A 22,449-nucleotide genomic window follows, 5' to 3' on the forward strand; every position below is an offset into this window, starting at 1 on the left:
GGGTGTCCCCCTTTCCATGAGCGCAGAGGGATCCTCTCGACGATGTACGAACTCTTCTTCAACCTGGTCTTCAAGCGGATGGACCCGGAGAAGGCCCACTACACGGCCTTCCGCTGGATCCGCCTCGCCGCCCGCACCCCCGTGCTGCGCACCTTCGTCGCGGCCTACCTCGCCCCCCGCCACAAGGAGCTCCGCACCGAGGCCCTCGGCCTGCGCATGCACGGCCCCTTCGGCCTCGCGGCCGGCTTCGACAAGAACGCCGTGGCCATCGACGGCATGTCGATGCTCGGCTTCGACCACGTCGAGATCGGCACGGTCACGGCCGAGCCGCAGCCCGGCAACCCCAAGAAGCGGCTCTTCCGCCTCGTGCCGGACCGCGCGCTGATCAACCGCATGGGCTTCAACAACGAGGGCTCCGCGGCCGTCGCGGACCGCCTGGCGGCCCGCCGGCCCGTCTTCAGGACGGTCGTCGGCGTCAACATCGGCAAGACGAAGGTCGTGCCGGAGGAGGAGGCGGTCGCGGACTACGTCGCCTCCACCGAGCGGCTCGCCCGCCACGCCGACTACCTCGTCGTGAACGTCTCCTCGCCCAACACCCCGGGCCTGCGCAACCTCCAGGCCACCGAGTCGCTGCGCCCGCTGCTCACGGCCGTACGGGAGGCCGCGGACCGCACCGTGACCGACCGCCGGGTCCCGCTGCTGGTCAAGATCGCCCCCGACCTGGCCGACGAGGACGTCGACGCCGTCGCCGACCTGGCCCTGGAGCTGGGTCTCGACGGCATCATCGCGACGAACACCACCATCGCGCGGGAGGGCCTCGGCCTGAAGTCCTCCCCGTCCCTGGTGAAGGAGACGGGCGGACTGTCCGGCGCCCCGGTCAAGGAGCGCTCGCTGGAGGTGCTGCGCCGCCTGTACGCCCGCGTGGGGGACCGGCTGGTCCTGGTCGGGGTCGGCGGCATCGAGAACGCCGAGGACGCCTGGCAGCGGATCCTGGCCGGGGCCACGCTGATCCAGGGCTACAGCGCCTTCATCTACGAGGGACCCTGCTACGCCCGCGCCATCCACAAGGGCCTGGCCGCGCGCCTGGCCCTCAGCCCGTACGCGACCCTCGCCGAAGCGGTGGGCGCCGAGACCCGAAAGGCCGCGAAGTGAGCCCTGTGACCCCGTTCGGCACCCGCCTGCGCCAGGCGATGGACACCCGTGGCCCGCTGTGCGTGGGCATCGACCCGCACGCCGAGCTGCTGGCCCGGTGGGGCCTGTCCGACGACATCGCGGGCCTGGAGCGGTTCTCCCGCACCGTCGTGGACGCGCTCGCGGAGTCGGTGGCGGTCTTCAAGCCGCAGGCGGCCTTCTTCGAGCGGTTCGGCTCGAAGGGCGTGGCCGTCCTGGAGCGGACCGTCGCGGACGCCCGGGCGGCGGGGACCCTCGTCGTCATGGACGCCAAGCGCGGCGACATCGGCTCGACCATGGCCGCGTACGCCTCGGCCTTCCTGGACCCGGCCTCGCCGCTGTTCTCGGACGCGCTGACGGTCTCCCCGTACCTGGGCTACGGCTCGCTGAAGCCCGCGGTGGAGCTGGCCCGTGCCTCGGGCGCCGGCCTGTTCGTGCTCGCCCTGACCTCGAACCCGGAGGGTGCGGAGGTCCAGCGGGCGGTCCGGGAGGACGGCCGGACCATCGGCGCGACGATGCTGGCGCACCTGGCGGCGGAGAACGCCGACGCCTCCCCGATGGGGTCCTTCGGCGCGGTGGTCGGTGCCACCCTGGGCGACCTGTCCTCCTTCGACCTGGACATCAACGGGCCGCTGCTGGCCCCCGGCATCGGCGCGCAGGGCGCGACGGCGGCGGACCTGCCGGCGGTGTTCGGCAAGGCCGTGCGCAACGTCGTCCCGAACGTGTCGCGGGGCGTCCTCCAGCACGGTCCGGACGTCACGGCGCTGCGCGACTCCGCACGTCGGTTCGCCGACGAGATCGGCGAGGCCGTCTCCGCGTAATCGCCCGCCCGTGGAGGCCGCCCGCGTCTCCCGCGGTGCGGCCTCTCGTGGTTTCTGGCGAAACCCGAACGCTCTTCATCGGACAAAACAGAGGTATTTTGTCCGTGATGTACGGTTCAGTGGAGGCTGACCAGGACTTTTCGTCCGTTCTCGCTGACTGGAGCGGTGTTGGCCGCTAGTCTCCGAGCAGAGTGAACGTGCAGCGAACGCGTTTCGACCGCTGTTCGGGAGCTCGCCAGGTGTGGTGCCTTCGGGCTGCCCACCGGTCCGTATCCGACAGTTCGACATCCGAGGTGACGTAGGCGTGGCTCTTCCGCCCCTTACCCCTGAACAGCGCGCAGCCGCGCTCGAAAAGGCCGCCGCGGCTCGCCGGGAGCGGGCCGAGGTCAAGAATCGACTCAAGCACTCCGGCGCCTCGCTCCAAGAGGTCATCAAGACGGGCCAGGAGAACGACGTCATCGGCAAGATGAAGGTCTCCGCCCTGCTGGAGTCGCTGCCTGGCGTGGGCAAGGTGCGCGCCAAGCAGATCATGGAGCGTCTCGGCATCTCCGAGTCCCGGCGTGTCCGAGGTCTCGGTTCCAACCAGATCGCCTCTCTGGAGCGCGAGTTCGGCAGCACCGGCGCCTGAGGCGTCGACTGAAGTTCTCCCGGCGTTCTCAGGCAGTCCCGAGAACCTGGATAATCGCTCTATGGCAGCAGAGGTTCGTCCGCGGCTGACCGTGCTCTCCGGCCCCTCAGGGGTCGGCAAGAGCACGGTCGTCGCGCATATGCGCAAGGTTCACCCCGAGGTATGGCTCTCGGTGTCGGCCACCACCCGCAAGCCGCGGCCCGGTGAGCGACACGGAGTCCACTACTTCTTCGTCAATGACGACGAGTTCGACAAGCTGATCGCCAATGGCGAGCTGCTGGAGTGGGCCGAGTTCGCGGGCAACCGCTACGGCACACCGCGCGGCGCGGTGCTGGAGCGCCTGGACAACGGCGAGCCGGTACTGCTGGAGATCGATCTCCAGGGGGCACGGCTCGTCCGCGAGTCCATGTCCGACGCCCAGCTCGTCTTCCTGGCCCCGCCGAGCTGGGACGAACTGGTCCGTCGGCTCACCGGCCGCGGCACCGAATCGGCCGAGGTGATCGAGCGTCGGCTCGCCTCCGCCAAGATCGAGCTCGCTGCCGAGTCGGAGTTCGACACCACCCTGGTCAACACCTCCGTCGAGGACGTGGCGCGTGAGCTGCTAGCCTTGATGGAAGTCGTCTGATTCGTTGGTCGATTTTTCATGATCGAACGAATCGTGATCGATTCGATCTTTCCCACATTCTTCGGAAGGTAGAGCGTGTCCTCTTCCATCACCGCGCCCGAGGGCATCATCAACCCGCCGATCGACGAGCTGCTCGAGGCTACCGACTCGAAGTACAGCCTCGTGATCTACGCGGCCAAGCGCGCGCGTCAGATCAACGCGTACTACTCGCAGCTCGGTGAGGGCCTGCTGGAGTACGTCGGCCCGCTGGTGGACACCCACGTCCACGAGAAGCCGCTTTCGATCGCGCTGCGCGAGATCAACGCGGGTCTGCTGACCTCCGAGGCCATCGAGGCCCCGGCCCAGTAAGGCGCGAGAAATCCTTTCACCACAGGCCCGGCAGAACATCTGCCGGGCCTGTGGTGTGTCATGGGGAGCGACGGTGAACGTGGACAAGGCTCGAAGGGGAGTGCGTGGTGGGTAAGCCGAAGGTCGTGCTGGGGGTCAGCGGCGGGATCGCCGCCTACAAGTCGTGCGAGCTGCTCCGCCTGCTGACCGAGTCCGGACACGACGTGCGGGTGGTGCCCACCGCGGCCTCCCTGAACTTCGTCGGCGAGGCGACCTGGGCCGCCCTGTCCGGGAACCCGGCCTCCACCGAGGTGTGGGAGTCCGTCCACGAGGTGCCGCACGTGCGCATCGGGCAGTCCGCCGACCTCGTCGTCGTCGCCCCGGCCACCGCCGACATGCTGGCCAAGGCCGCCCACGGGCTCGCCGACGACCTCCTCACGAACACGCTGCTCACCGCCCGCTGTCCGGTGGTCTTCGCCCCCGCCATGCACACCGAGATGTGGGAGCACCCCGCCACCCAGGAGAACGTGGCCACCCTGCGCCGGCGCGGCGCCCTCGTCATCGAGCCCGCGGTCGGCCGGCTCACCGGCAAGGACACCGGCAAGGGGCGGCTGCCCGACCCGGCGGAGATCTACGAGGTGTGCCGCAGGGTCCTGGCGCGCGGAGTGGGCGAGCCGGACCTCGCGGGGCGGCACGTGGTGATCAGCGCCGGCGGCACGCGGGAACCGCTGGACCCGGTCCGTTTCCTCGGCAACCGCTCCTCGGGCAAGCAGGGCTACGCGCTCGCCCGTACGGCCGTCGCCCGCGGGGCCCGCGTCACCCTGGTGGCGGCCAACACCGCGCTGGCCGACCCGGCCGGGGCGGACGTCGTCCGGGTGGGGACGGCGGTGCAGCTGCGGGAGGCCGTGCTCAAGGCGGCGGCGGACGCCGACGTCGTGGTGATGGCCGCCGCCGTGGCCGACTTCCGGCCCGCCGAGTACGCGGGCGGGAAGATCAAGAAGAAGGACGGGCAGGACCCCGCGCCGGTCGTCCTCGTGCGCAATCCGGACGTTCTGGCGGAGATCTCGGCCGACCGGGCCCGGGACGGGCAGATCGTGGTGGGGTTCGCCGCCGAGACCGACGACGTCCTCGCCAACGGGCGGGCCAAGCTCCTCCGCAAGGGATGTGATCTTCTCGTCGTCAACGAGGTCGGCGAAGCCCGCACCTTCGGTTCCGAGGAGAACGAAGCTGTCATCCTGGCCTCTGACGGGTCGGAGACCCAGGTCCCCTATGGACCGAAGGAAGCCCTGGCCGAGGTCGTGTGGGACCAGGTGGCCGTCCGGCTGGCGCCGCGACGCGCCTGAGCCGATTGCCCTTCTCCTGCTCACCTCCGTGGGTCAGAATGAGGTGCCGCAGGTCACACGGCTCCCACAAGGCGAGACGGGTGGTCCCGGAAACGGTGGCGACCGATAAACTGCACAAGGAACGTGATCGGGCGCAGCCCCCGGTGTGGTTCCGCCAAATGATCAGCCAGCAGCCGCTGCAACCCCAGGGAGCGTTGTGTCCCGTCGTCTGTTTACCTCGGAGTCCGTGACCGAGGGCCACCCCGACAAGATCGCTGACCAGATCAGCGACACGATCCTCGACGCGCTCCTCTCCGAGGACCCGACCTCGCGCGTGGCCGTGGAGACCCTCATCACCACCGGTCTCGTGCACATCGCGGGCGAGGTGACGACGAAGGCCTACGCGCCGATCGCGCAGCTCGTCCGGGAGAAGATCCTCGAGATCGGCTACGACTCCTCGAAGAAGGGCTTCGACGGCGCCTCCTGCGGCGTGTCGGTGTCCATCGGTGCCCAGTCCCCTGACATCGCGCAGGGCGTCGACACCGCCTACGAGAAGCGGGTCGAGGGCGACGAGGACGAGCTCGACAAGCAGGGCGCCGGCGACCAGGGCCTGATGTTCGGCTACGCCTGCGACGAGACCCCCGAGCTCATGCCGCTCCCGATCCACATCGCGCACCGGCTCTCCCGCCGGCTGTCCGAGGTCCGCAAGAACGGCACCATCCCGTACCTGCGCCCCGACGGCAAGACCCAGGTCACCATCGAGTACGACGGCGACAAGGCCGTGCGCCTGGACACCGTCGTGGTCTCCTCGCAGCACGCCTCGGACATCGACCTGGACTCGCTGCTCGCCCCGGACATCCGCGAGTTCGTCGTCGAGCACGTGCTGGCCCAGCTCGTCGAGGACGGCATCAAGCTCGACACCGAGGGCTACCGCCTGCTGGTGAACCCGACCGGCCGCTTCGAGATCGGCGGCCCGATGGGCGACGCCGGCCTGACCGGCCGCAAGATCATCATCGACACCTACGGCGGCATGGCCCGCCACGGCGGCGGCGCGTTCTCCGGCAAGGACCCGTCCAAGGTCGACCGCTCCGCCGCCTACGCCATGCGCTGGGTCGCCAAGAACGTGGTGGCCGCCGGCCTCGCCTCGCGCTGCGAGGTCCAGGTCGCGTACGCCATCGGCAAGGCCGAGCCCGTCGGTCTCTTCGTCGAGACCTTCGGCACCGCCAAGGTCGAGGTCCAGAAGATCGAGGACGCGATCGGCGAGGTCTTCGACCTGCGCCCGGCCGCGATCATCCGCGACCTGGACCTGCTGCGCCCGATCTACGCCCAGACCGCCGCCTACGGCCACTTCGGCCGTGAGCTGCCGGACTTCACCTGGGAGCGCACCGACCGCGTCGACGCGCTGCGCACGGCCGCCGGTCTGTAAGCACCCCCGCGCGTAGGCGTTCGGCCCCGGACCTCCTGGTCCGGGGCCGTTCGCATGCCGTGGCTGTCGGTGGGGTTTGGTAAGAATGCTGATGTGAGCAGCGCGAACGATTCCCAGCCGGAGCAGCTCGCACTGATCCGGGAGATGGTCGCCGAGGCGAAGGCCAAGGCGCCCAAGGCGAAGCCGCGCACCTGGCGGGGGGCCGCCCTCGCCGAAGAGCTGCCCGTCGCCCGGGTCCTCGTGAACAAGGGCGTGCTCCACCTCGACCGGACCTTCGACTACGCCGTGCCCGCCGAGCTCTCCGAGGCCGCACAGCCCGGCGTCCGCGTCCGGGTCCGCTTCGGCGCCGGCTCCCACCAGGTGCACGGAGGCCGCCGCGAGGGCGGCGGCCTCATCGACGGCTTCATCGTGGAGCGCCGCGCCGAGTCCGACTACAACGGGGCCCTCGCCGCCCTCGCCCAGGTGGTCTCGCCCGAGGTGGTGCTCACCCCCGGCATGCTGGCCCTCGCCCGGGCCGTCGCCGACCGCTACGCCGGCAGCCTCGCCGACGTGCTCCAGCTCGCCCTGCCCGCGCGGAGCGCCCGCGCCGAGGCCAAGCCCTCGCCGGAGCCGCTGCCCCCGCCCGCCGCGCCCGAGCCCGCCGGCTGGGAGCGGTACGGCGCCGGGCCCGCCTTCCTGCGGGCCCTGGCCGGCGGCGCCGCCCCGCGCGCCGTGTGGACCGCCCTGCCCGGCCCCGGCTGGGCCGACGAACTCGCCCGCGCCATGACCGCCACCCTCGCCTCCGGGCGCGGCGCCCTCGCCGTGGTCCCCGACGGGCGCACCGCCGCCCGGCTCGACCAGGCGCTGACCGCCCTGCTCGGCGAGGGACGGCACGCGCTGCTGACCGCCGAGTCCGGACCCGAGAAGCGCTACCGCCAGTGGCTCGCCGTGAACCGGGGCTCGGTGCGCGCCGTCATCGGGACCCGGGCGGCGATGTTCGCCCCCGTACGGGACCTCGGACTGGTCGCCGTCTGGGACGACGGCGACTCCAGCCACAGCGACGACAACGCCCCCTTCCCGCACGTCCGGGAGGTGCTGGAACTGCGCGCGGTCAGCGACGGCTGCGCCTTCCTGGCCGGGAGCACCAGCTGCACCGTGGAGGCCGCGCAGCTGGTCGAATCGGGCTGGGCCCGGCCGCTGGTCGCCAGCCGCGAGACCGTACGCGCCTGCGCCCCCCGGATCCGGACCGTGGGCGACGAACTGCTCGCCCGCGACGAGGCCGCGCGCGCCGCGCGACTGCCGAGCCTGGCGTGGGAGACCGTACGGGAGGGGCTGAAGACCGGGCCCGTGCTCGTCCAGGTGCCACGGCGGGGCTACGTCCCGCGGCTGGCGTGCGAGCGGTGCCGGACCCCCGCCCGCTGCACGGTCTGCGCGGGCCCCCTGGAGGCCCCCGACGAGCGGGACCTGCAGTGCGGGTGGTGCGGGCGCGCCGAGCCGGCCTGGCACTGCGAGGAATGCGGCTCGTTCCGGCTGCGCGCCCAGGTGGTCGGCGCCCGGCGGACGGCCGAGGAGCTGGGCCGGGCCTTCCCGGCCGTGCCCGTACGGACCTCCGGGCGCGACCACGTGCTCGACGAGGTGCCGGACCGGCCGGCGCTGGTGGTGTGCACGCCGGGCGCCGAGCCGGTGGCGGCCGGCGCCGGGTACGCGGCCGCGCTGCTGCTCGACGGCTGGGCCATGCTCACCCGGCCCGACCTGCGCGCGGGCGAGGACGCGCTGCGGCGGTGGATCACGGCCGCCTCGCTGGTCCGGGGCGACGGGCAGGTCGTGGTCGTCGCCGAGCCGACGCTGCGGCCGGTCCAGGCGCTCGTCAGGTGGGACCCGGTGGGCCACGCCGTGCGGGAGCTCGCGGAACGCGCCCAGCTGGGCTTCCCGCCCGTCTCGCGGATGGCGGCCGTGGCCGGGCGGGGCGAGGCGGTGGAGGCCTTCCTGGCCGGCGCCGGGCTGCCGCCGGACGCGGAGATCCTGGGCCCGGTCCCGATACCGGGACGGCGCGGGGAGCGGTCCCCGGGCGAGCGGGCGCTGGTCCGGGTCCCGCCGGGCAGCGGCGCGGCCCTGGCGGCCGCCCTGAAGACCGCGCAGGCGGCCCGGATGGCACGGGGCGTCCCGGCGGCCGACGCGGTGCGGGTCCGGATCGACCCGCCGGACATCGGCTGACCGGCCGGCAGCGCACGCGCAAGCCCCCGGCGGGAGACGCTGGGTCGTCCCGCCGGGGGCGGATTCAGGCGCGGCGAGCGGCGGCGGCCGGCCGTCGGGGGTCGGCGTCCCGGCGGCAGGACACGAGGTCAGCCGTTGCGCGGACCGGGGAAGGCGGGGGAGCGCGGAACCTCCCCGAGGCTCCGGGCGGGGTTCCCCCCGGCCGCCGCCTGGGCCTCCTCGCGCACCGGCTGCGGCGGCACGGAGCGGGCGGCCGGCACGGTGGGCAGCGGCCCCATCGTCCGGGTGGTCGTCCCCTCGGTCGGCGGCTCCGCCGACTCGGCGGACTGCGCCCGCCGGGCGCCGTAGCGGCGGTGCACGGCCTGCTTCGTGACGCCGAGCGCCGAACCGACCGCGTCCCACGAGAAGCCGAGCGAGCGGTCGAAGTCCACCGCCGCCGTGACCAGCGTCTCGACGCTGTCCCGCAGCTCCTGCGCGAGGCGGACGGTGGGCGCGGGCGCCCGGCCGTAGACGACGAAGCCCGTGGAGGGACCGGAGCGGCGCGGACGGTACACGTTGCCGAGCTGGGCGGTGAGCGTACGCAGGGCATCCACTTGCCGGCGAACCCGTTCGATGTCCCGTACCAGGAGGTGCAGGCTGGCCCGGGCTTGGGCGTCGTGGGTGGCGTGGTCGGCCATGAAGAAGCCTCTCGAACCGGTGCTGAAGGGCGGATCGGGCCGCAGACACCGTTCACACGCGGCCCGTTTCGGTCAATCTCTCTTGACCAACGCGTCACCCGTCGCCCAGGTCACGCTGTGGGGGCGTGTCGGCATATGCGAGGGGCGCGCGCGTGTGCGTACGCCCCCTCGACGGCGCAGGTGGGCCACGGTGAGCGCCGGAGGGCCGGGGCCGGCCACCTTCGGGCGGCCCCCGGGCGCCCGCCCCATAGACTGGTGCGCTGCTGACAGCCGAGATAGCGAGGTAGGACCCAGTGAAGCTGGTCTTCGCAGGCACCCCCGAGGTCGCCGTACCCGCCCTGGACGCCCTGATCGCCTCCGGGCGGCACGAGGTCGCCGCCGTCGTCACCCGGCCCGACGCACCGGCCGGCCGCGGCCGCCGGCTCGTCGCCAGCCCGGTCGCGGAGCGCGCCGAGGAAGCGGGCATCGAGGTCCTCAAGCCCGCACGGCCGCGCGACCCCGACTTCCAGGCCCGGCTGCGCGAGATCGCCCCCGACTGCTGCCCGGTCGTCGCCTACGGGGCCCTGCTCCCCAAGAGCGCCCTCGACATCCCCAAGCACGGATGGGTCAACCTGCACTTCTCGCTGCTGCCCGCATGGCGCGGCGCCGCGCCCGTCCAGCACTCGATCATGGCGGGCGACCAGGTCACCGGCGCGTCCACCTTCCTCATCGAGGAGGGCCTGGACTCCGGCCCGGTCTACGGCATCCTCACCGAGGAGATCCGCCCGACCGACACCAGCGGCGACCTGCTCACCCGGCTGGCCTTCGCCGGCTCCGGGCTGCTGGCCGCCACCATGGACGGCATCGAGGACGGCACCCTGCGCGCCGTCGCGCAGCCCGCCGACGGCATCTCCCTCGCGCCCAAGATCACCGTCGAGGACGCCCGCATCGACTGGACGGCCCCCGCGATGCGCGCCGACCGCGTGGTGCGCGGCTGCACGCCGGCCCCGGGCGCCTGGACCGTCTTCCGCGGCGAGCGGCTCAAGCTGATCTCGCTGGGCCTGGTGGCCGACCGCACCGACCTGGCGCCCGGCGAGCTCGCCCCGGCCAAGAACCACGTCCACGTCGGCACCGGCTCGCACGCCGTGGAGCTGCTGTGGGTGCAGCCCCAGGGCAAGAAGCCGATGCGCGCCGCCGACTGGGCCCGCGGGGTGCGGATCGCGCCCGGCGAGCGACTCGGCGGAGCCGACGTAGGCTGAATCCAGCCGAGCCGGATCCGGCCGCGCCGCCCTCGCGGCGGCGCGGGACCCCGGACCCGCGGACGGCCCCCCGCCGGGGCGGCGCCCGCCGCCCCCGCACCGCGTCACCGCAGCACCTCATGACCGCAGCACCTCGTAAACCCGGAGCACCTTTCACGTGAGCGAACAGCCCCGTCCCCGTCGCAACCCCGCAGGCCAGCGGCAGGCCAAGCCGTACCGGCGGCCCCAGAAGGACCCCGTCCGGATGCTGGCCTTCGAGGTGCTGCGGGCGGTGGACGAGCGCGACGCCTACGCGAACCTCGTGCTGCCGCCGCTGCTGAAGAAGGCCCGCCAGGACGAGAGCTTCCAGGCGCGCGACGCCGCACTGGCCACCGAGCTGGTCTACGGGACGCTGCGCCGGCAGGGCACCTACGACGCCGTCATCAAGGCGTGCATCGACCGGCCGCTGCGGGAGGTGGACCCGCCGGTGCTCGACGTGCTCTCGCTCGGCGCGCACCAGCTGCTCGGCACCCGGATCCCCACGCACGCGGCGGTCTCCGCGAGCGTGGAGCTGGCCCGGGTGGTGCTCGGGGACGGACGCGCCAAGTTCGTGAACGCCGTGCTGCGGAAGATCGCCGCGCACGATCTCGACGGCTGGCTGGAGCGGGTCGCACCCCCCTACGAGGACGACGCCGAGGAACACCTCGCGGTGTACCACTCGCACCCCCGGTGGGTCGTCAGCGCCCTGTGGGACGCGCTGGGCGGCGGCCGCGCCGGCATCGAGGACCTGCTGGAGGCCGACAACGAGCGGCCCGAGGTGACCCTGGTCGCCCGTCCCGGCCGCTCCACCCCGCAGGAGCTGCTGGACGCGGTCGGCGAGGACTCGGCGCTGCCCGGGCGCTGGTCGCCGTACGCCGTGCGGATGGCCGAGGGCGGCGAGCCCGGCGCGCTGGAGGCGGTGCGCGAGGGCCGCGCCGGCGTCCAGGACGAGGGCAGCCAGCTGGTGGCGATGGCCCTGGCGGCCGTGCCCGTCGAAGGCAGCGACGAGCGCTGGCTCGACGGCTGCGCCGGCCCCGGCGGCAAGGCGGCGCTGCTCGCCGCGCTCGCCGCGCAGCGCGGAGCCTTCCTCCTCGCCTCGGAGAAGCAGCCGCACCGGGCGCGCCTCGTGGAGCGCGCCCTCGCCGGCAACCCGGGCCCCTACCAGGTCATCGCGGCGGACGGCACCCGGCCGCCGTGGCGGCCCGGCTCCTTCGACCGCGTCCTGATGGACGTCCCCTGCACGGGCCTGGGCGCGCTCCGCCGCCGCCCGGAGGCCCGCTGGCGCCGCCGCCCGCAGGACCTGGAGGGCTTCGCGCCGCTCCAGCGCGGACTGCTGCGCGAAGCGCTGTCGGCGGTGCGGGTGGGCGGCGTCGTGGGCTACGCGACGTGCTCGCCGCACCTGGCCGAGACCCGGGTCGTCGTGGACGACGTCCTGAAGGGGCGCGGCGCGGGCGCCTCGCCGGTGTCCGCGGAGCTGATCGACGCGCGGCCGTACATGTCGGGCGTACCGGGTCTGGGCGACGGCCCGGATGTCCAGCTGTGGCCGCACCTGCACGGAACGGACGCGATGTACCTGGCCCTGCTGAGGCGCACGGCGTAGCGCCGGCCCCCGGTTCCCCACCCCTCGAAAGGGGCCGCAGCACTAGGTACGCGTACTCATGAGCCGTGCTACGGCGCGAGGTAGCGTTCCCGATTGGTGTGATCATCGGACAATCGGGGGCTGCGCGCATGGCGTGGGACGAGTGGGAACAGATGAAGGCCGGGGCGGGCGAAAGGCACGTGGGCATGAGGCTCAACCACGTGCCCTCCGATCCCGGAACCGGCGCCCCGAGCGCCGTGACGGGGGGTCTCCAGTCCAGCAAGAAGGCGTGGACCACGGCCGCCGAGGGCGTGGGATCCCTGCGCCCGACCATCGGCACCGCGCTCACCAAGCTCGAGACCGGGCAGACGGGCATCGGCTCGACCGCCGGCTGTCTGAGCGCGGCCGCGCAGAAGGACGTGTACGACTCCTGGAAGAAGTACGCCGAGAGCGTCAGCGAGCGCTGCGGCGCGCTCCGGGGAGTCCTGGACCAGGTCGGCCGTGACGTGCTGACGACCGACGAGGGCGTCCGGGCGGAGATGGACAGGCTGAACCACACCTACGCGGACACGGACGCCGTCGGCGGCCAGGCCAAGGGGCGGTGACGCCGCGATGGACTACGACACCCTCAAGGCCTTCAAACCGTCCGAGTTCGAGGAAGCCGCCGACGGCTACCGCACCATGGGCAACTCGGCCCAGGCGGCCAGGGAGCACCTCGAGAACGCGGTCGCCACGGGCATGCGCAAGTCGCTGAAGGGCGAGGCGGTGGACGCCGCGCAGAAACAGCTCCAGGCCCTGGCGAAGAACCTCCACTACACGCAGACCGAATGTGGTGTGATCAGCACCGCGCTCAACGGGTTCGCCTACGACATGGCGGTTGCCAAGCGGAAGCTGGAGGCGGCGATCGCCGACGCGCAGGCGGACGGCTGCAAGGTGAACGACGACGGCTCGGTCACGTTCCCGGCCGGCCAGAAGCCGGGCGCCGAGAAGGCCACGGAGGGCGGCTCCGTGACCGGGAGCGCGGGAGGCAACGAGACCTCCGACGCCTTGGAGCGCCAGGCGGCGAACATCCACCCGAACCCGAACTACGGCAAGGCGATGGGGTACGCGAACCGTATCGCCGACGCGCTCAAGGAAGCCAGCGACGCGGACGCCAAGTGGGAGCCGAAGATCCGGGCCCTCAAGGCCGACGACGACCTGACCGTGTCCGGCAGCGACTGGAAGGACGTGACGTCGGACACGGACGGCGTGCGCGGGGCGGCCGACGGGTACCTCGGCACGATCAAGCCACCGCCCAAGAACGACTGGCCCCAGGACAACGCCAACTGGTGGAACGGCCTCACCGATGAACAGCGCGAGGCCTACGTCTCCATGCACCCCGCGAGCATCGGGGCACTCGACGGCCTCCCCTCCGCCGTACGCGACGACGCGAACCGCATCGTCCTCGCGGAACAGCGCGGCGCCAAGCAGGTGGAGTACGACGCCTGGCTGAAGAAGGAGCCGGAGCACTACAGGCCCTACATCAGCCCCGTCACGGGCCGCGAGGTGAAGGGCGCGATGGTCCCGACGGAGGAGTGGAAGAAGTGGGAGGAGAAGCGGAAGGAGATCGAGGGCGGCTACCAGGGCATGGACGCCATACAGAGACGATTCGACACCTATACGAGCGAGAGCAACCGCCCCTACCTCCTCGGCTTCGACGGCAAGGACATGGGGCGTGCCATCGTCTCCATAGGCAATCCGGACACCGCCGACAACGTGGTGACGTACGTGCCCGGGACGTTCGCCGAGCTGAAGTCCATCGACGGCGACCTCGGCAGGGCCGAGCGTCTCCAGGCACAGGCGGAAGCCACCGACCTCTCGAAGTCGACGGCTTCGATCGTGTGGCTCGGTTACGACGCCCCGCAGGGCATCACGACCGATGCGACGGAGACCAAGTGGGCGGACAACGCCAGGGAGCCGCTCGGTAACTTCATCCAGGGGATCGAGGAATCCAACCACCGCGAGGGCGGCGTGAACCAGACGCTCCTGGGGCACAGCTACGGGTCCCTGGTGGTGGGCGAGGCGATGAGCATGCACGTGGACCTACCGGTCGACAACGCGATCATGGTGGGCAGTCCGGGCGTGGGAGTGGACCACGCGAAGGACCTGAACATCCCGCCGGACCGGGTCTTCGCGGCCACGGCGGGTTGGGACCTCATCAACATCGCCCCGCCGCCGGCCGGGCCCTTGGCCCCCCTCAATCCGAAGGCTTACATGGAGCTCTTTGACGACCATTCGATCGTCCACGGAACGGACCCGACCAGCGACGACTTCGGGGGCCAGGTCTTCGAGGTCCCCGACGGGAAGTTGCCGCTCGAGGACTGGGAAATGATGCCCGCGCACTCCCAGTACTGGGACGACGCGCCCCTCAGGAGCCTGGCAGGGATCGTCACCGGAGGAAAGCCGTGAATCTACGGAAGGCATTCTCAGTCGCCGCACTGCTCGCACTGACGGTCGCGGTGACCGCGTGCGGGGGAGGGCCGGGCAACGGAGAGAAAGCGAAGCAGGTCACCATGAACGAGCAGCAGGCCATCGACAGGGCGGAAGAGATCATCCGGCAGGCGGTGGACACCATGTCGCCCCAGCCGACGCTGGAGCGGTTCGGACCCGCGACCATCGGCCCCTGCATTGCCAGGAACGACAGCCGCAAAGACGACCGGTTGCAGGCGACCCTCTTCTACAAGCTCACCGGGGTTCCCGGGACCGAGGCCAGGAACCTCGTGCTGCAGGCGCGGGACGCCTGGCTGAAGCAGGGCTACAAGTACAACTCCTCGAACGAAGAGGACATGTCCGGCCCCTTCCCCTGGGTCAGCATGCGTACGGAGCCGGACGACTTCTGGATGGAGGGCATCACCGGGGTCTTGGACCGCGCCAAGGGCGAGGGTGTGGCCACCCTCAAGGTGGTGTCGCCCTGCTTCCTCCCGCCGGGCAAGAGCAAGGCCTCGGGGGTGACCCCGGCCGGTCCTGCCGCGTACCAGGCCCCGTCGCCCGACGATCCCGCCACACGCCGGGCCCTCGCCCACTCCAGCCGGATCTACGACGCGCTGCAGGTCCGATCGGCGCCCACGCAGCCCGGGGAGGGACTCGGCACGGTCAGGGACGAGTCGGGTGCCTCGGTCCACCACGCCTGGTCGACCGAGCCGCTGCCGGAGGGGGAGAGGGCGGCCGCCGTGGCACGCGCGCAGACGTTCTTCCAGAGCGCGGGATGGACCGTGCGCCGGGTGCCGATGGTCGAGGGCACCCCGGCCGTCGTCGCCGGCCACCCCGGAGACCGCACGGTCGCGCAGGTCGCGTCCTCGACCACCGGGGCGGTGCGCGTCGCGGTGACGGCACCCGCCCACGGTCCCGCGTCCGCCGACGCGTGACGGCCGGCGGGACCGGGCTCCGGGCCCGTCGGCCCTTAAGGGCGGATGAAGCATCCCCCGTGGTGCGTTAAGCGTTGCTACGCCCGCCCCGACTTGCGGGGTCGTGGCCGGAACCGGCCGTAGGCATGGCAGGCTTGGGGCATGGCCGCGCAGATTTATCCCAGCATCCTGTCCGCCGACTTCTCCCGACTCGCCGAAGAGGCGAGGGCCGTCGAGGGGGCCGACTGGCTGCATGTCGACGTCATGGACAACCATTTCGTCCCCAACCTCACCCTCGGCATGCCCGTCGTGGAGTCCCTGAGCCGGGCCACGGACATCCCGCTGGACCTCCACCTGATGATCGAGAACCCGGACCGCTGGGCCCCGCAGTACGTGGAGGCCGGTGCGGGTTCGGTCACCTTCCACGCCGAGGCCGCGGCGGCGCCCGTACGCCTCGCGCGCGAGATCCGGGCCAAGGGGGCGCGGGCGTCGATGGCGCTCAAGCCCGCGACGCCCATCGAACAGTACGAGGACATCCTCCCCGAGCTCGACATGCTGCTGATCATGACGGTCGAGCCCGGCTTCGGCGGCCAGCCCTTTCTCGACATCATGCTCCCCAAGATCCGCCGGACCCGGGAGCTGATCTCCAAGCACGGCCTGGAGCTGTGGCTGCAGGTCGACGGCGGGGTCTCGGCCTCGACGATCGAACGCTGTGCCGAGGCCGGCGCCGACGTGTTCGTGGCGGGCAGCGCGGTCTACGGCGCGGTCGATCCGGCCGCCGCCGTACGCACGCTCCGTGAGCAGGCGGGTGCGGCGATCGCCGCGGCGCCGTGGGCTTGCGACCACTGAGCCAAGGGTTGATGAACAGCTCGGTGAACGGGAGCTGTCCAGGCTGATCAACGGCCGTCGGATCTGACAGGATGAACGGCGAGTCGAGAGTGTGAACACGAGAGTGTGAACAGCAGTGAGGAGAACGCGGTGTCTGCAATGTCGGCGGGACGGTCAGCCCTGCGGATGGGACCCGCGGAGCTGGTGCAGGCGGCGGCCATGGCGCGCCGTTTCTACCTCGAGGGCAAATCCAAGATCCAGATCGCCGAGGAGTTCGGCGTGAGCCGCTTCAAGGTGGCCAGGGTCCTGGAGACCGCCCTGGAGCGCGACCTCGTACGGATCGAGATCCGGGTACCGGCCGAACTGGACGCGGAGCGTTCGGACGCGCTCAGGGCCCGGTACGGGCTGCGGCACGCCGTCGTGGTGGAGTCGCCCGCCGACGCCACCGAGGACGCGCCCGACCCGGAGAACCTGGGCGCGGTCGCCGCCGATCTGCTGGGCGAGCTGGTCAACGAGGGCGACGTACTGGGCCTGGCGTGGGGGCGGTCGACCATTCACATGGCCGCTTCCCTGCACCGGCTGCCGCAGTGCACCGTGGTCCAGCTGACCGGTGTGTACGACGCGGGAACCGCCGAGCGCGGTTCGGTCGAGGCCGTGCGCCGGGCCGCCCAGGTGTCGGGGGGCGACGCGCACCCGATCTACGCGCCGATGCTGCTGCCCGACCCGGCGACGGCGGCCGCGCTGCGCAGCCAGACCGGGATCGCGCGCGCTTTCGAGTACTTCGACAAGGTGACGGTCGCGGCCGTCTCCATCGGGTCGTGGGAGACGGGCATCTCCACCGTCCACGACATGCTGACCGACGAGGAGCGGGCCCACTACGCCTCGCTCGGCGTCGCGGCCGAGATGTCCGCGCACCTGTTCGACTCCGAGGGTCGGCGGGTCGGCCGGGACCTCGGCGAGCGGTGCATCACCGTCGAGGCGGACCGGCTGCGGCGGATCCCGGAGGTCGTGGCCATCGCGGGCGGGCTGCGCAAGGCCTCGGCGATCGGGGCGGTGCTCCGGTCCGGCCTGGTGACCAGCCTGGTCACGGACACGGCGGTGGCCGACTACCTGCTGACCGAGTCGGCCCCCGGCCTGCGGCCCGCGCTGGACCGGGCCGATCCCGACGACCTGTAGAGGCTGTTCGGCGCTCCGTCGCGGCGGCTGGTGCGGATGGTGCCGGAATTGAGATCCGAACGGCGGACCGCGAGGCGGCCTGCTGGGCGCATACTGGTTCCAATGACAAAGTCCGCAGTACCTCGCCGCCATTTGCCGTCCAGCCCGTTCAAGGCCCCCGTGGAACAGCCCATCCGGCAGTTCAACGTCGGCGATCGGGTCACTCACGATGAGCACGGCCTCGGCCGTGTCGTCGGAATCGAGGAGGGGATCGCCGTTCTCGTCGACTTCGGTTCGGTCCAGAAGCGAATCCTGAGTCCCTACACCAAGATGGCCGCACTCTGAGGTCATCGGGCGATTCGCGAGCGAATCGGATATTTGGCACGATCGGTGCATGATCTTTCGGAACGTGCCCCGATCGTTGCTGCGTTTGCTGGGGGCCGTGTTCCTCTGTGCCGCGCTGGTCGGCGCGGTGGGCTGTGGCGGGCAGCAGCCCGCGCCCGCCGCCGCCAGCGCCAGTGCCAGTGCCCGCGGGGTCGGTCCCGGCAGTAGTACCGCTCCCGCGTGGGCGAAGGGGATGGCCGCCGTACGGGCCGACGCGCTGCCGCAGCAGGCCCGCGACGTGCTCGCGCTCATCGACAAGGGCGGCCCGTACCCGTACCGGCAGGACGGCACCGTCTTCGGGAACTTCGAGAAGGCCCTGCCCCGGCAGAAGCGCGGCTACTACCACGAGTTCACGGTGCCGACGCCCGGCGAGCGGGACCGCGGGGCCCGGCGGATCGTGACGGGCGAGGGTGGGGAGTTCTTCTACACGGACGACCACTACGACACCTTCAAGGCGGTTATCCGATGAGCCTGGACCCGCAGCCGCTCGCCCCCGCGCTCGCGGCGGCCGACGCCGCCGGCTGGACGACCCTACGGCTCGACCTGGCCGGCGTACGGGGCAAGGCGGAGCTGATGCGGCGGTGCGGGGTCGCGCTGCGGCTGCCCGAGTGGGTCGGGGGGAACTGGGACGCTTTGGCGGACGCGCTGCGGGACCTGTCGTGGCTGCCGGACGCCGCGGGGCGGCTGCTGGCGGTGACGTCGTGGCGCGGCTATGCGGCCGCGCGGCCCGGTGAGTGGGATACGTTGGTGGAGGTGCTGGAGGAGGCCGTGGACTTCTGGCGGGAGCAGGAGGCCGGGCCGGGGCTGACGGTGTTGCTGGCCGAGGACGGGCCGGATGCCGGGCCCGATGCCGTGCCCGATGCCGGGGCTCCGCCGCGGACACCGCGCCTCAAACGCCGGCGGGGCTGAAGGAACGGGGCTCCGCCCCGGACCCCGCGCCTCAAATGCCGGCGGGGCTGGAGGGTGCGGCGGAGTCGGCAGAGCGGGGCTCCGCCCCGGACCCCGCGCCTCAAACGCCGGCGGGGCTGGAGGGTGCGGCGGAGTCGGCAGAGCGGGGCTCCGCCCCGGACGCCGGCGGGGCTGGTCGTGCGAAGACCCGGGGTGGTGCCCCGGGTCTTCGGTGGTCAGTCCGCCTTCGGGATCCACGGTGGGGTCTGGCCCCAGGACCAGACCGGGATCTTGGCCGCGTCCACCGGGGGCGGGTTGGGGCCCGAGTAGATCAGGGCCATGCGGGTGCCCCACTCGATGTAGTAGGCGAAGACCCCGCGGAACTCCGGGTCCGTCGGGAGGCCGACCTCGTCGGCCGTGTCCATCAGCAGGTCCACCCAGCGGCGGCGCTGCTCCTCGGTGATCCCGCGGCCCAGGTGCTTGGTGGCCATGTGCTGGTGGCCGCCGTGGTGGGCGGTGTAGTCCGAGGGGCCGCCGAAGACCTCCGACAGCCAGATCGCGACGTGCTGCGGGTGCTCCGAGTCCATGCCGGCGAAGACCGGGGCCAGGATCTCGTCCCGCAGGGCGTGGGCGTAGAAGGCGTCGGTGAGACGGTTCATCGCCTCCGCGCCGCCCATCCACTCGTAGATGGTGGGTGTGGTGCTCATGACTGTCCGGCGGCCTTTCCCGTGCCCACGACGCCCGTCACGAGGTAGTGCTGCATCTCCTCGATGGCCGTCACGTACGGACGGATCGCGCTGAAGAACGCCGGGAAGTGCTCGCCCTTGCGGAATCCGCCCAGGTGGGCCTCGATCGAGGTCCAGCGGATGCGCAGGATGTAGCGCTCCTTCTCCTCCTCGCACCGGGCCAGTTCGTAGTCGATGCACTCGGGCGACGCGGCCAGGGCCTCGGCGGCCCGGGCGTACGCGTCCTCGAAGGCCGGCTGGTCGTCCAATGCGATCCGGTAGCGGATGTATTCGACGGTGGTGGTCATGGGTGCGTGCCTCTCCCTGGATGGTGGTCTCGGCCAGCCTTACGCGATCATGCGCCGGAGTGGGGCCGATCGGTCATTCGGACCCGGACTTCCTGGAGTCGGTCTCGCCGGAGACGTCCGGGCCCTGCTCACGGACCTGGCGGACCTTGTCCAGCGAGTCGCGCAGTTCCGTCAGCCAGGTGTCGGTGTTGCGGCCGACGAGGCGGACGCACCAGGCCAAGGCGTCGGCCCGGCTGCGGGCGACCCCGCCGGCGACCAGGGTGTCGAGGACCTGGCGTTCGGACTGGCGCAGGCGGGTCATCACCGGGACGGCGAGGTGGGTGAAGAGCGTCGTCTCCTCACCCACCCGTACGCCCCAGGCGACCTTGCGGCGGTAGAGGGACTCGGCCTCGCGGGCCACCTCGATGCGCTGTTCGCGGGTGCGTTCGCGGAACTCCTTGACCGACTCGGTCGCCGGTATGACGCCGACGACCGTGATCTCCTCGCGGTCGGCCGTGACCGAGAGGAGGGACTCGTAGACGTCCACCGGCAGGCGCTCGGCGAACCACGCGCGGAGCTGTTCGCTCTGTTCGGCTGTAATCATGTAATCAACGTTGCATCCGATACCTTCTTGATCGCAAGGACTCGGACGTTCGCTCTCAGCCCATAGAGCGGTAGCGGTGGATCAGGGAGACGGCCATCGCGCCCTCGCCCACGCCCGAGGCGACCCGCTTGACCGAGTGGGCGCGGACGTCGCCGGCCGCGAAGACGCCGGGGACGCTCGTCTCCAGCGGGTAGGGGGCCCGCTCCAGGCTCCACTCCGCCGGGAGTTCACCGCCGTTCGCGATCAGGTCCGAGCCGGTGAGGACGAAGCCGTACTCGTCCCGTTCGACGACGCCGGCGAGCCAGTCGGTGTGCGGGCGGGCGCCGATGAAGGTGAACATGAACCGGGCCGGGACCTCCTTGTCCTCGCCCGTGTCCGCGTCGTGGAGGGTCAGCCGCTCCAGGTGCTCGTCGCCGTCGAGGCGGACCACCGTCGTACGGACCCTCACCTCGATGTTCGGGGTGCGGTCGATCTCGTCGATGAGGTAGCGGGACATGCTCGCGTCCAGGGAGGCCGCGCGGACCAGGATGGTCACCCGGGCGGCGTACTTGGCGAAGTGCACCGCCGCCTGGCCCGCGGAGTTGGCCCCGCCCACGATGAACACGTGCTGCGAGATGCAGGCGGAGCTCTCGGTGGTGGCCGCGCCGTAGTACAGCCCGGCGCCCTCGAAGCGGTCCGCGCCCGGGGCCTCCAGGCGGTTGTACGAGACGCCGGTGGCCAGCAGCACCGTCTCCGCGCTGATCTCGGTGCCGTCCGCCAGGGTCAGGATCTTCGCCGGGTCGTCCCGGGTCAGCGAGACCACCTCCACCGGGTGCAGGATCTCGGCGCCGAACCGGGAGGCCTGGATCGTGGCCCGGCGGGTCAGGTCGCCGCCCGAGAGGCCCGACGGGAAGCCGAGGTAGTTCTCGATCAGGCTGGAGGTGCCGGCCTGCCCGCCCGGGGCGCGGGAGTCCAGCATCAGGGTGGAGAGGCCCTCGGAGGCCGAGTAGACCCCGGCCGCCAGGCCCGCCGGGCCCGCGCCGACGATGACGCACTCGTAGTGCGGGCGCGAGGCGGTCGTGGCCAGGCCCAGGCGCTGGGCGAGCTGGGTGTCGGTGGGGGCGGAGAGCACCGTGCCGTCCGGGAAGCGGACCAGGGGCAGCGCACCGTCGGGCTGGGCCGCGATCAGCGTCAGCGCCTCGGGATCCCGCTCGACGTTGAGGAAGCGGAACGGCTGGCCGTTGCGGGTGAAGAAGTCCCGGACGGCGTGGGTGCCGGGGGAGACCAGGTGGCCGGCGACGATGATGCCGTCGTACGCGGGGCGATAGGTGGCCAGCCAGTCGGACAGCAGGTCGTCCAGGACCGGGAAGAGCCGCTCGTGCGGCGGGTCCCACGGCTTGAGCAGGTAGTAGTCCAGCCGGACCCGGTTGATGGCGGTGATCGCCGCGTCGGTCTCCGCGTAGGCCGTCAGGAGCACGCGGCGGGCGTCCGGGAAGCGGCTGACCGCCTCCAGCAGGAACTCGACGCCGGTGACGTCGGGCATCCGCTGGTCCACGAGGAACAGCGCGGGGTCGTGGCCGCGCTCGTCGAGGGAATCCAGGATCTTCAGGGCGTCGGCCGCCGACGAGGCGCCGAGCACCCGGTAGCGGTCGCCGTAGGCGCTGCGCAGGTCGCGCCGGACGGCGCGCAGGACCTGCGGGTCGTCGTCCACGGCCAGGATGACCGGCTTCTTGTGCTCCGCGCGTTCGGCGGCGGCCGCCGAGGCCGCCGCGCTCACCGCCGGGGCGGCGGAGCTCTCCCGGGCCGCGCTCATGCCGGGTCCAGCATCAGCTTGTCGGCGTAGCACCAGGCCCAGGCCTCGCCGGGCTCGTGGGAGGCGGCTATGGCGTGCTCGGTGGTCCGGTAGTGCCGAGTGGCGTGACGGTTCTTCGACGAGTCGCAGCATCCGACGTGCCCGCAGCTGAGGCACATCCGCAGGTGCACCCAGGTGTCACCGGCGGCGAGGCACTCCTCGCAGCCGGCGGCAGTGGGTTCCACCGGACGTATCTGATCGATGTGTGTGCACAACAGGTCCATCGTCATCGTCCCCGTCCCTCTCTCGTGCTCGTTCACCAACACGGCCCGCGCGCCCGTGATTCACGGCGCGTCCAGACCATAGGGCGGGGACCCGGTAATGGTTCATCGAATCGGCC

The 22,449-nt window shown here is 72.0% G+C and carries 24 protein-coding genes; 18 read left to right on the forward strand and 6 right to left on the reverse strand.

The features are described 5' to 3' along the window. The first annotated feature begins 42 nt into the window (after positions 1-42). From ACFYP3_RS24765 to ACFYP3_RS24800, 8 genes are all read left to right on the forward strand, one after another. Positions 43-1,152, forward strand: coding sequence for a quinone-dependent dihydroorotate dehydrogenase (locus ACFYP3_RS24765; protein WP_030706346.1), 1,110 nt, complete (start codon positions 43-45; stop codon positions 1,150-1,152). Further along, positions 1,149-1,991 (forward strand): orotidine-5'-phosphate decarboxylase, encoded by an 843-nt coding sequence (gene pyrF / locus ACFYP3_RS24770; RefSeq protein WP_388836405.1) that lies wholly within the window; start codon positions 1,149-1,151, stop codon positions 1,989-1,991. Before ACFYP3_RS24765 ends, pyrF begins: the two co-directional genes overlap by 4 nt. Before the next feature lie 304 nt (positions 1,992-2,295). Further along, a complete protein-coding gene (locus ACFYP3_RS24775) occupies positions 2,296-2,619 on the forward strand; it encodes an integration host factor (protein WP_030008746.1) in 324 nt (107 codons plus the stop codon). A gap of 61 nt (positions 2,620-2,680) precedes the next feature. Continuing rightward, complete coding sequence (gene gmk, locus ACFYP3_RS24780; RefSeq protein WP_030706348.1) at positions 2,681-3,244, forward strand: guanylate kinase; 564 nt, start codon at positions 2,681-2,683, stop codon at positions 3,242-3,244. Between the two features lie 75 nt (positions 3,245-3,319). After that, positions 3,320-3,592, forward strand: coding sequence for a DNA-directed RNA polymerase subunit omega (gene rpoZ / locus ACFYP3_RS24785; RefSeq protein WP_004948662.1), 273 nt, complete (start codon positions 3,320-3,322; stop codon positions 3,590-3,592). Positions 3,593-3,699: 107 nt separating this feature from the next. Further along, entirely contained in the window at positions 3,700-4,914 is a 1,215-nt protein-coding gene (gene coaBC, locus ACFYP3_RS24790) for a bifunctional phosphopantothenoylcysteine decarboxylase/phosphopantothenate--cysteine ligase CoaBC (protein ID WP_388836409.1), read from the forward strand. Positions 4,915-5,110: 196 nt separating this feature from the next. Next, positions 5,111-6,319 (forward strand): methionine adenosyltransferase, encoded by a 1,209-nt coding sequence (gene metK, locus ACFYP3_RS24795; RefSeq protein WP_319721164.1) that lies wholly within the window; start codon positions 5,111-5,113, stop codon positions 6,317-6,319. Between the two features lie 54 nt (positions 6,320-6,373). Further along, entirely contained in the window at positions 6,374-8,512 is a 2,139-nt protein-coding gene (locus ACFYP3_RS24800; protein ID WP_388836412.1) for a primosomal protein N', read from the forward strand. A 128-nt stretch (positions 8,513-8,640) separates the two neighbouring features. Here the strand turns inward: ACFYP3_RS24800 and ACFYP3_RS24805 are convergent, their stop codons facing one another. After that, positions 8,641-9,189, reverse strand: coding sequence for a hypothetical protein (locus ACFYP3_RS24805; protein WP_388836415.1), 549 nt, complete (start codon positions 9,187-9,189; stop codon positions 8,641-8,643). A 293-nt stretch (positions 9,190-9,482) separates the two neighbouring features. On the opposite strand from ACFYP3_RS24805, the gene fmt reads away from it, so the two are divergent. The 10 genes from fmt (at position 9,483) to ACFYP3_RS24855 (ending at position 18,683) form a co-directional block, all read left to right on the forward strand. Continuing rightward, a complete protein-coding gene (gene fmt, locus ACFYP3_RS24810; protein ID WP_388836418.1) occupies positions 9,483-10,427 on the forward strand; it encodes a methionyl-tRNA formyltransferase in 945 nt (314 codons plus the stop codon). A 157-nt stretch (positions 10,428-10,584) separates the two neighbouring features. Beyond that, the gene (locus ACFYP3_RS24815; RefSeq protein ID WP_388836421.1) at positions 10,585-12,045 is read left to right on the forward strand and encodes an RsmB/NOP family class I SAM-dependent RNA methyltransferase; all 1,461 of its coding nucleotides are present in this window, start codon (positions 10,585-10,587) and stop codon (positions 12,043-12,045) included. A gap of 128 nt (positions 12,046-12,173) precedes the next feature. Next, a complete protein-coding gene (locus ACFYP3_RS24820; RefSeq protein ID WP_388836424.1) occupies positions 12,174-12,629 on the forward strand; it encodes a hypothetical protein in 456 nt (151 codons plus the stop codon). Positions 12,630-12,636: 7 nt separating this feature from the next. Further along, entirely contained in the window at positions 12,637-14,472 is a 1,836-nt protein-coding gene (locus tag ACFYP3_RS24825; protein WP_388836427.1) for an alpha/beta hydrolase, read from the forward strand. Positions 14,473-14,576: 104 nt separating this feature from the next. Beyond that, a complete protein-coding gene (locus ACFYP3_RS24830; protein ID WP_388836430.1) occupies positions 14,577-15,428 on the forward strand; it encodes a hypothetical protein in 852 nt (283 codons plus the stop codon). A 141-nt stretch (positions 15,429-15,569) separates the two neighbouring features. Then, positions 15,570-16,256 carry a ribulose-phosphate 3-epimerase gene (gene rpe, locus ACFYP3_RS24835; protein ID WP_388836433.1) on the forward strand — a complete coding sequence of 229 codons (687 nt, stop codon included), beginning with the start codon at positions 15,570-15,572 and terminating at the stop codon, positions 16,254-16,256. Between the two features lie 105 nt (positions 16,257-16,361). Further along, a complete protein-coding gene (locus ACFYP3_RS24840; protein WP_327412869.1) occupies positions 16,362-17,411 on the forward strand; it encodes a sugar-binding domain-containing protein in 1,050 nt (349 codons plus the stop codon). Positions 17,412-17,513: 102 nt separating this feature from the next. Then, entirely contained in the window at positions 17,514-17,735 is a 222-nt protein-coding gene (locus tag ACFYP3_RS24845) for a CarD family transcriptional regulator (protein WP_030012151.1), read from the forward strand. Between the two features lie 49 nt (positions 17,736-17,784). Further along, on the forward strand, positions 17,785-18,243 hold the full coding sequence (locus ACFYP3_RS24850; protein WP_388836437.1) for a ribonuclease domain-containing protein: 459 nt from the start codon (positions 17,785-17,787) through the stop codon (positions 18,241-18,243). After that, positions 18,240-18,683, forward strand: coding sequence for a barstar family protein (locus ACFYP3_RS24855; RefSeq protein WP_388836440.1), 444 nt, complete (start codon positions 18,240-18,242; stop codon positions 18,681-18,683). Before ACFYP3_RS24850 ends, ACFYP3_RS24855 begins: the two co-directional genes overlap by 4 nt. A gap of 215 nt (positions 18,684-18,898) precedes the next feature. Here ACFYP3_RS24855 and ACFYP3_RS24860 read toward each other — a convergent pair whose 3' ends face one another. The 5 genes from ACFYP3_RS24860 to ACFYP3_RS24880 form a co-directional block, all read right to left on the reverse strand. Next, on the reverse strand, positions 18,899-19,369 hold the full coding sequence (locus ACFYP3_RS24860) for a group II truncated hemoglobin (protein ID WP_388836443.1): 471 nt from the start codon (positions 19,367-19,369) through the stop codon (positions 18,899-18,901). Then, a complete protein-coding gene (locus tag ACFYP3_RS24865; RefSeq protein WP_388836446.1) occupies positions 19,366-19,695 on the reverse strand; it encodes a putative quinol monooxygenase in 330 nt (109 codons plus the stop codon). Before ACFYP3_RS24865 ends, ACFYP3_RS24860 begins: the two co-directional genes overlap by 4 nt. A gap of 73 nt (positions 19,696-19,768) precedes the next feature. Then, positions 19,769-20,278 (reverse strand): hypothetical protein, encoded by a 510-nt coding sequence (locus ACFYP3_RS24870; protein WP_030706381.1) that lies wholly within the window; start codon positions 20,276-20,278, stop codon positions 19,769-19,771. Positions 20,279-20,333: 55 nt separating this feature from the next. After that, positions 20,334-22,070 (reverse strand): FAD-dependent oxidoreductase, encoded by a 1,737-nt coding sequence (locus ACFYP3_RS24875; protein WP_388836449.1) that lies wholly within the window; start codon positions 22,068-22,070, stop codon positions 20,334-20,336. Beyond that, on the reverse strand, positions 22,067-22,339 hold the full coding sequence (locus ACFYP3_RS24880; protein WP_388836452.1) for a UBP-type zinc finger domain-containing protein: 273 nt from the start codon (positions 22,337-22,339) through the stop codon (positions 22,067-22,069). The genes ACFYP3_RS24875 and ACFYP3_RS24880 overlap by 4 nt, the downstream gene beginning before the upstream one ends. Between the last annotated feature and the right edge of the window lie 110 nt (positions 22,340-22,449).

This window comes from Streptomyces sp. NPDC005533 (assembly GCF_042871845.1).
Lineage (GTDB): Bacteria > Actinomycetota > Actinomycetes > Streptomycetales > Streptomycetaceae > Streptomyces.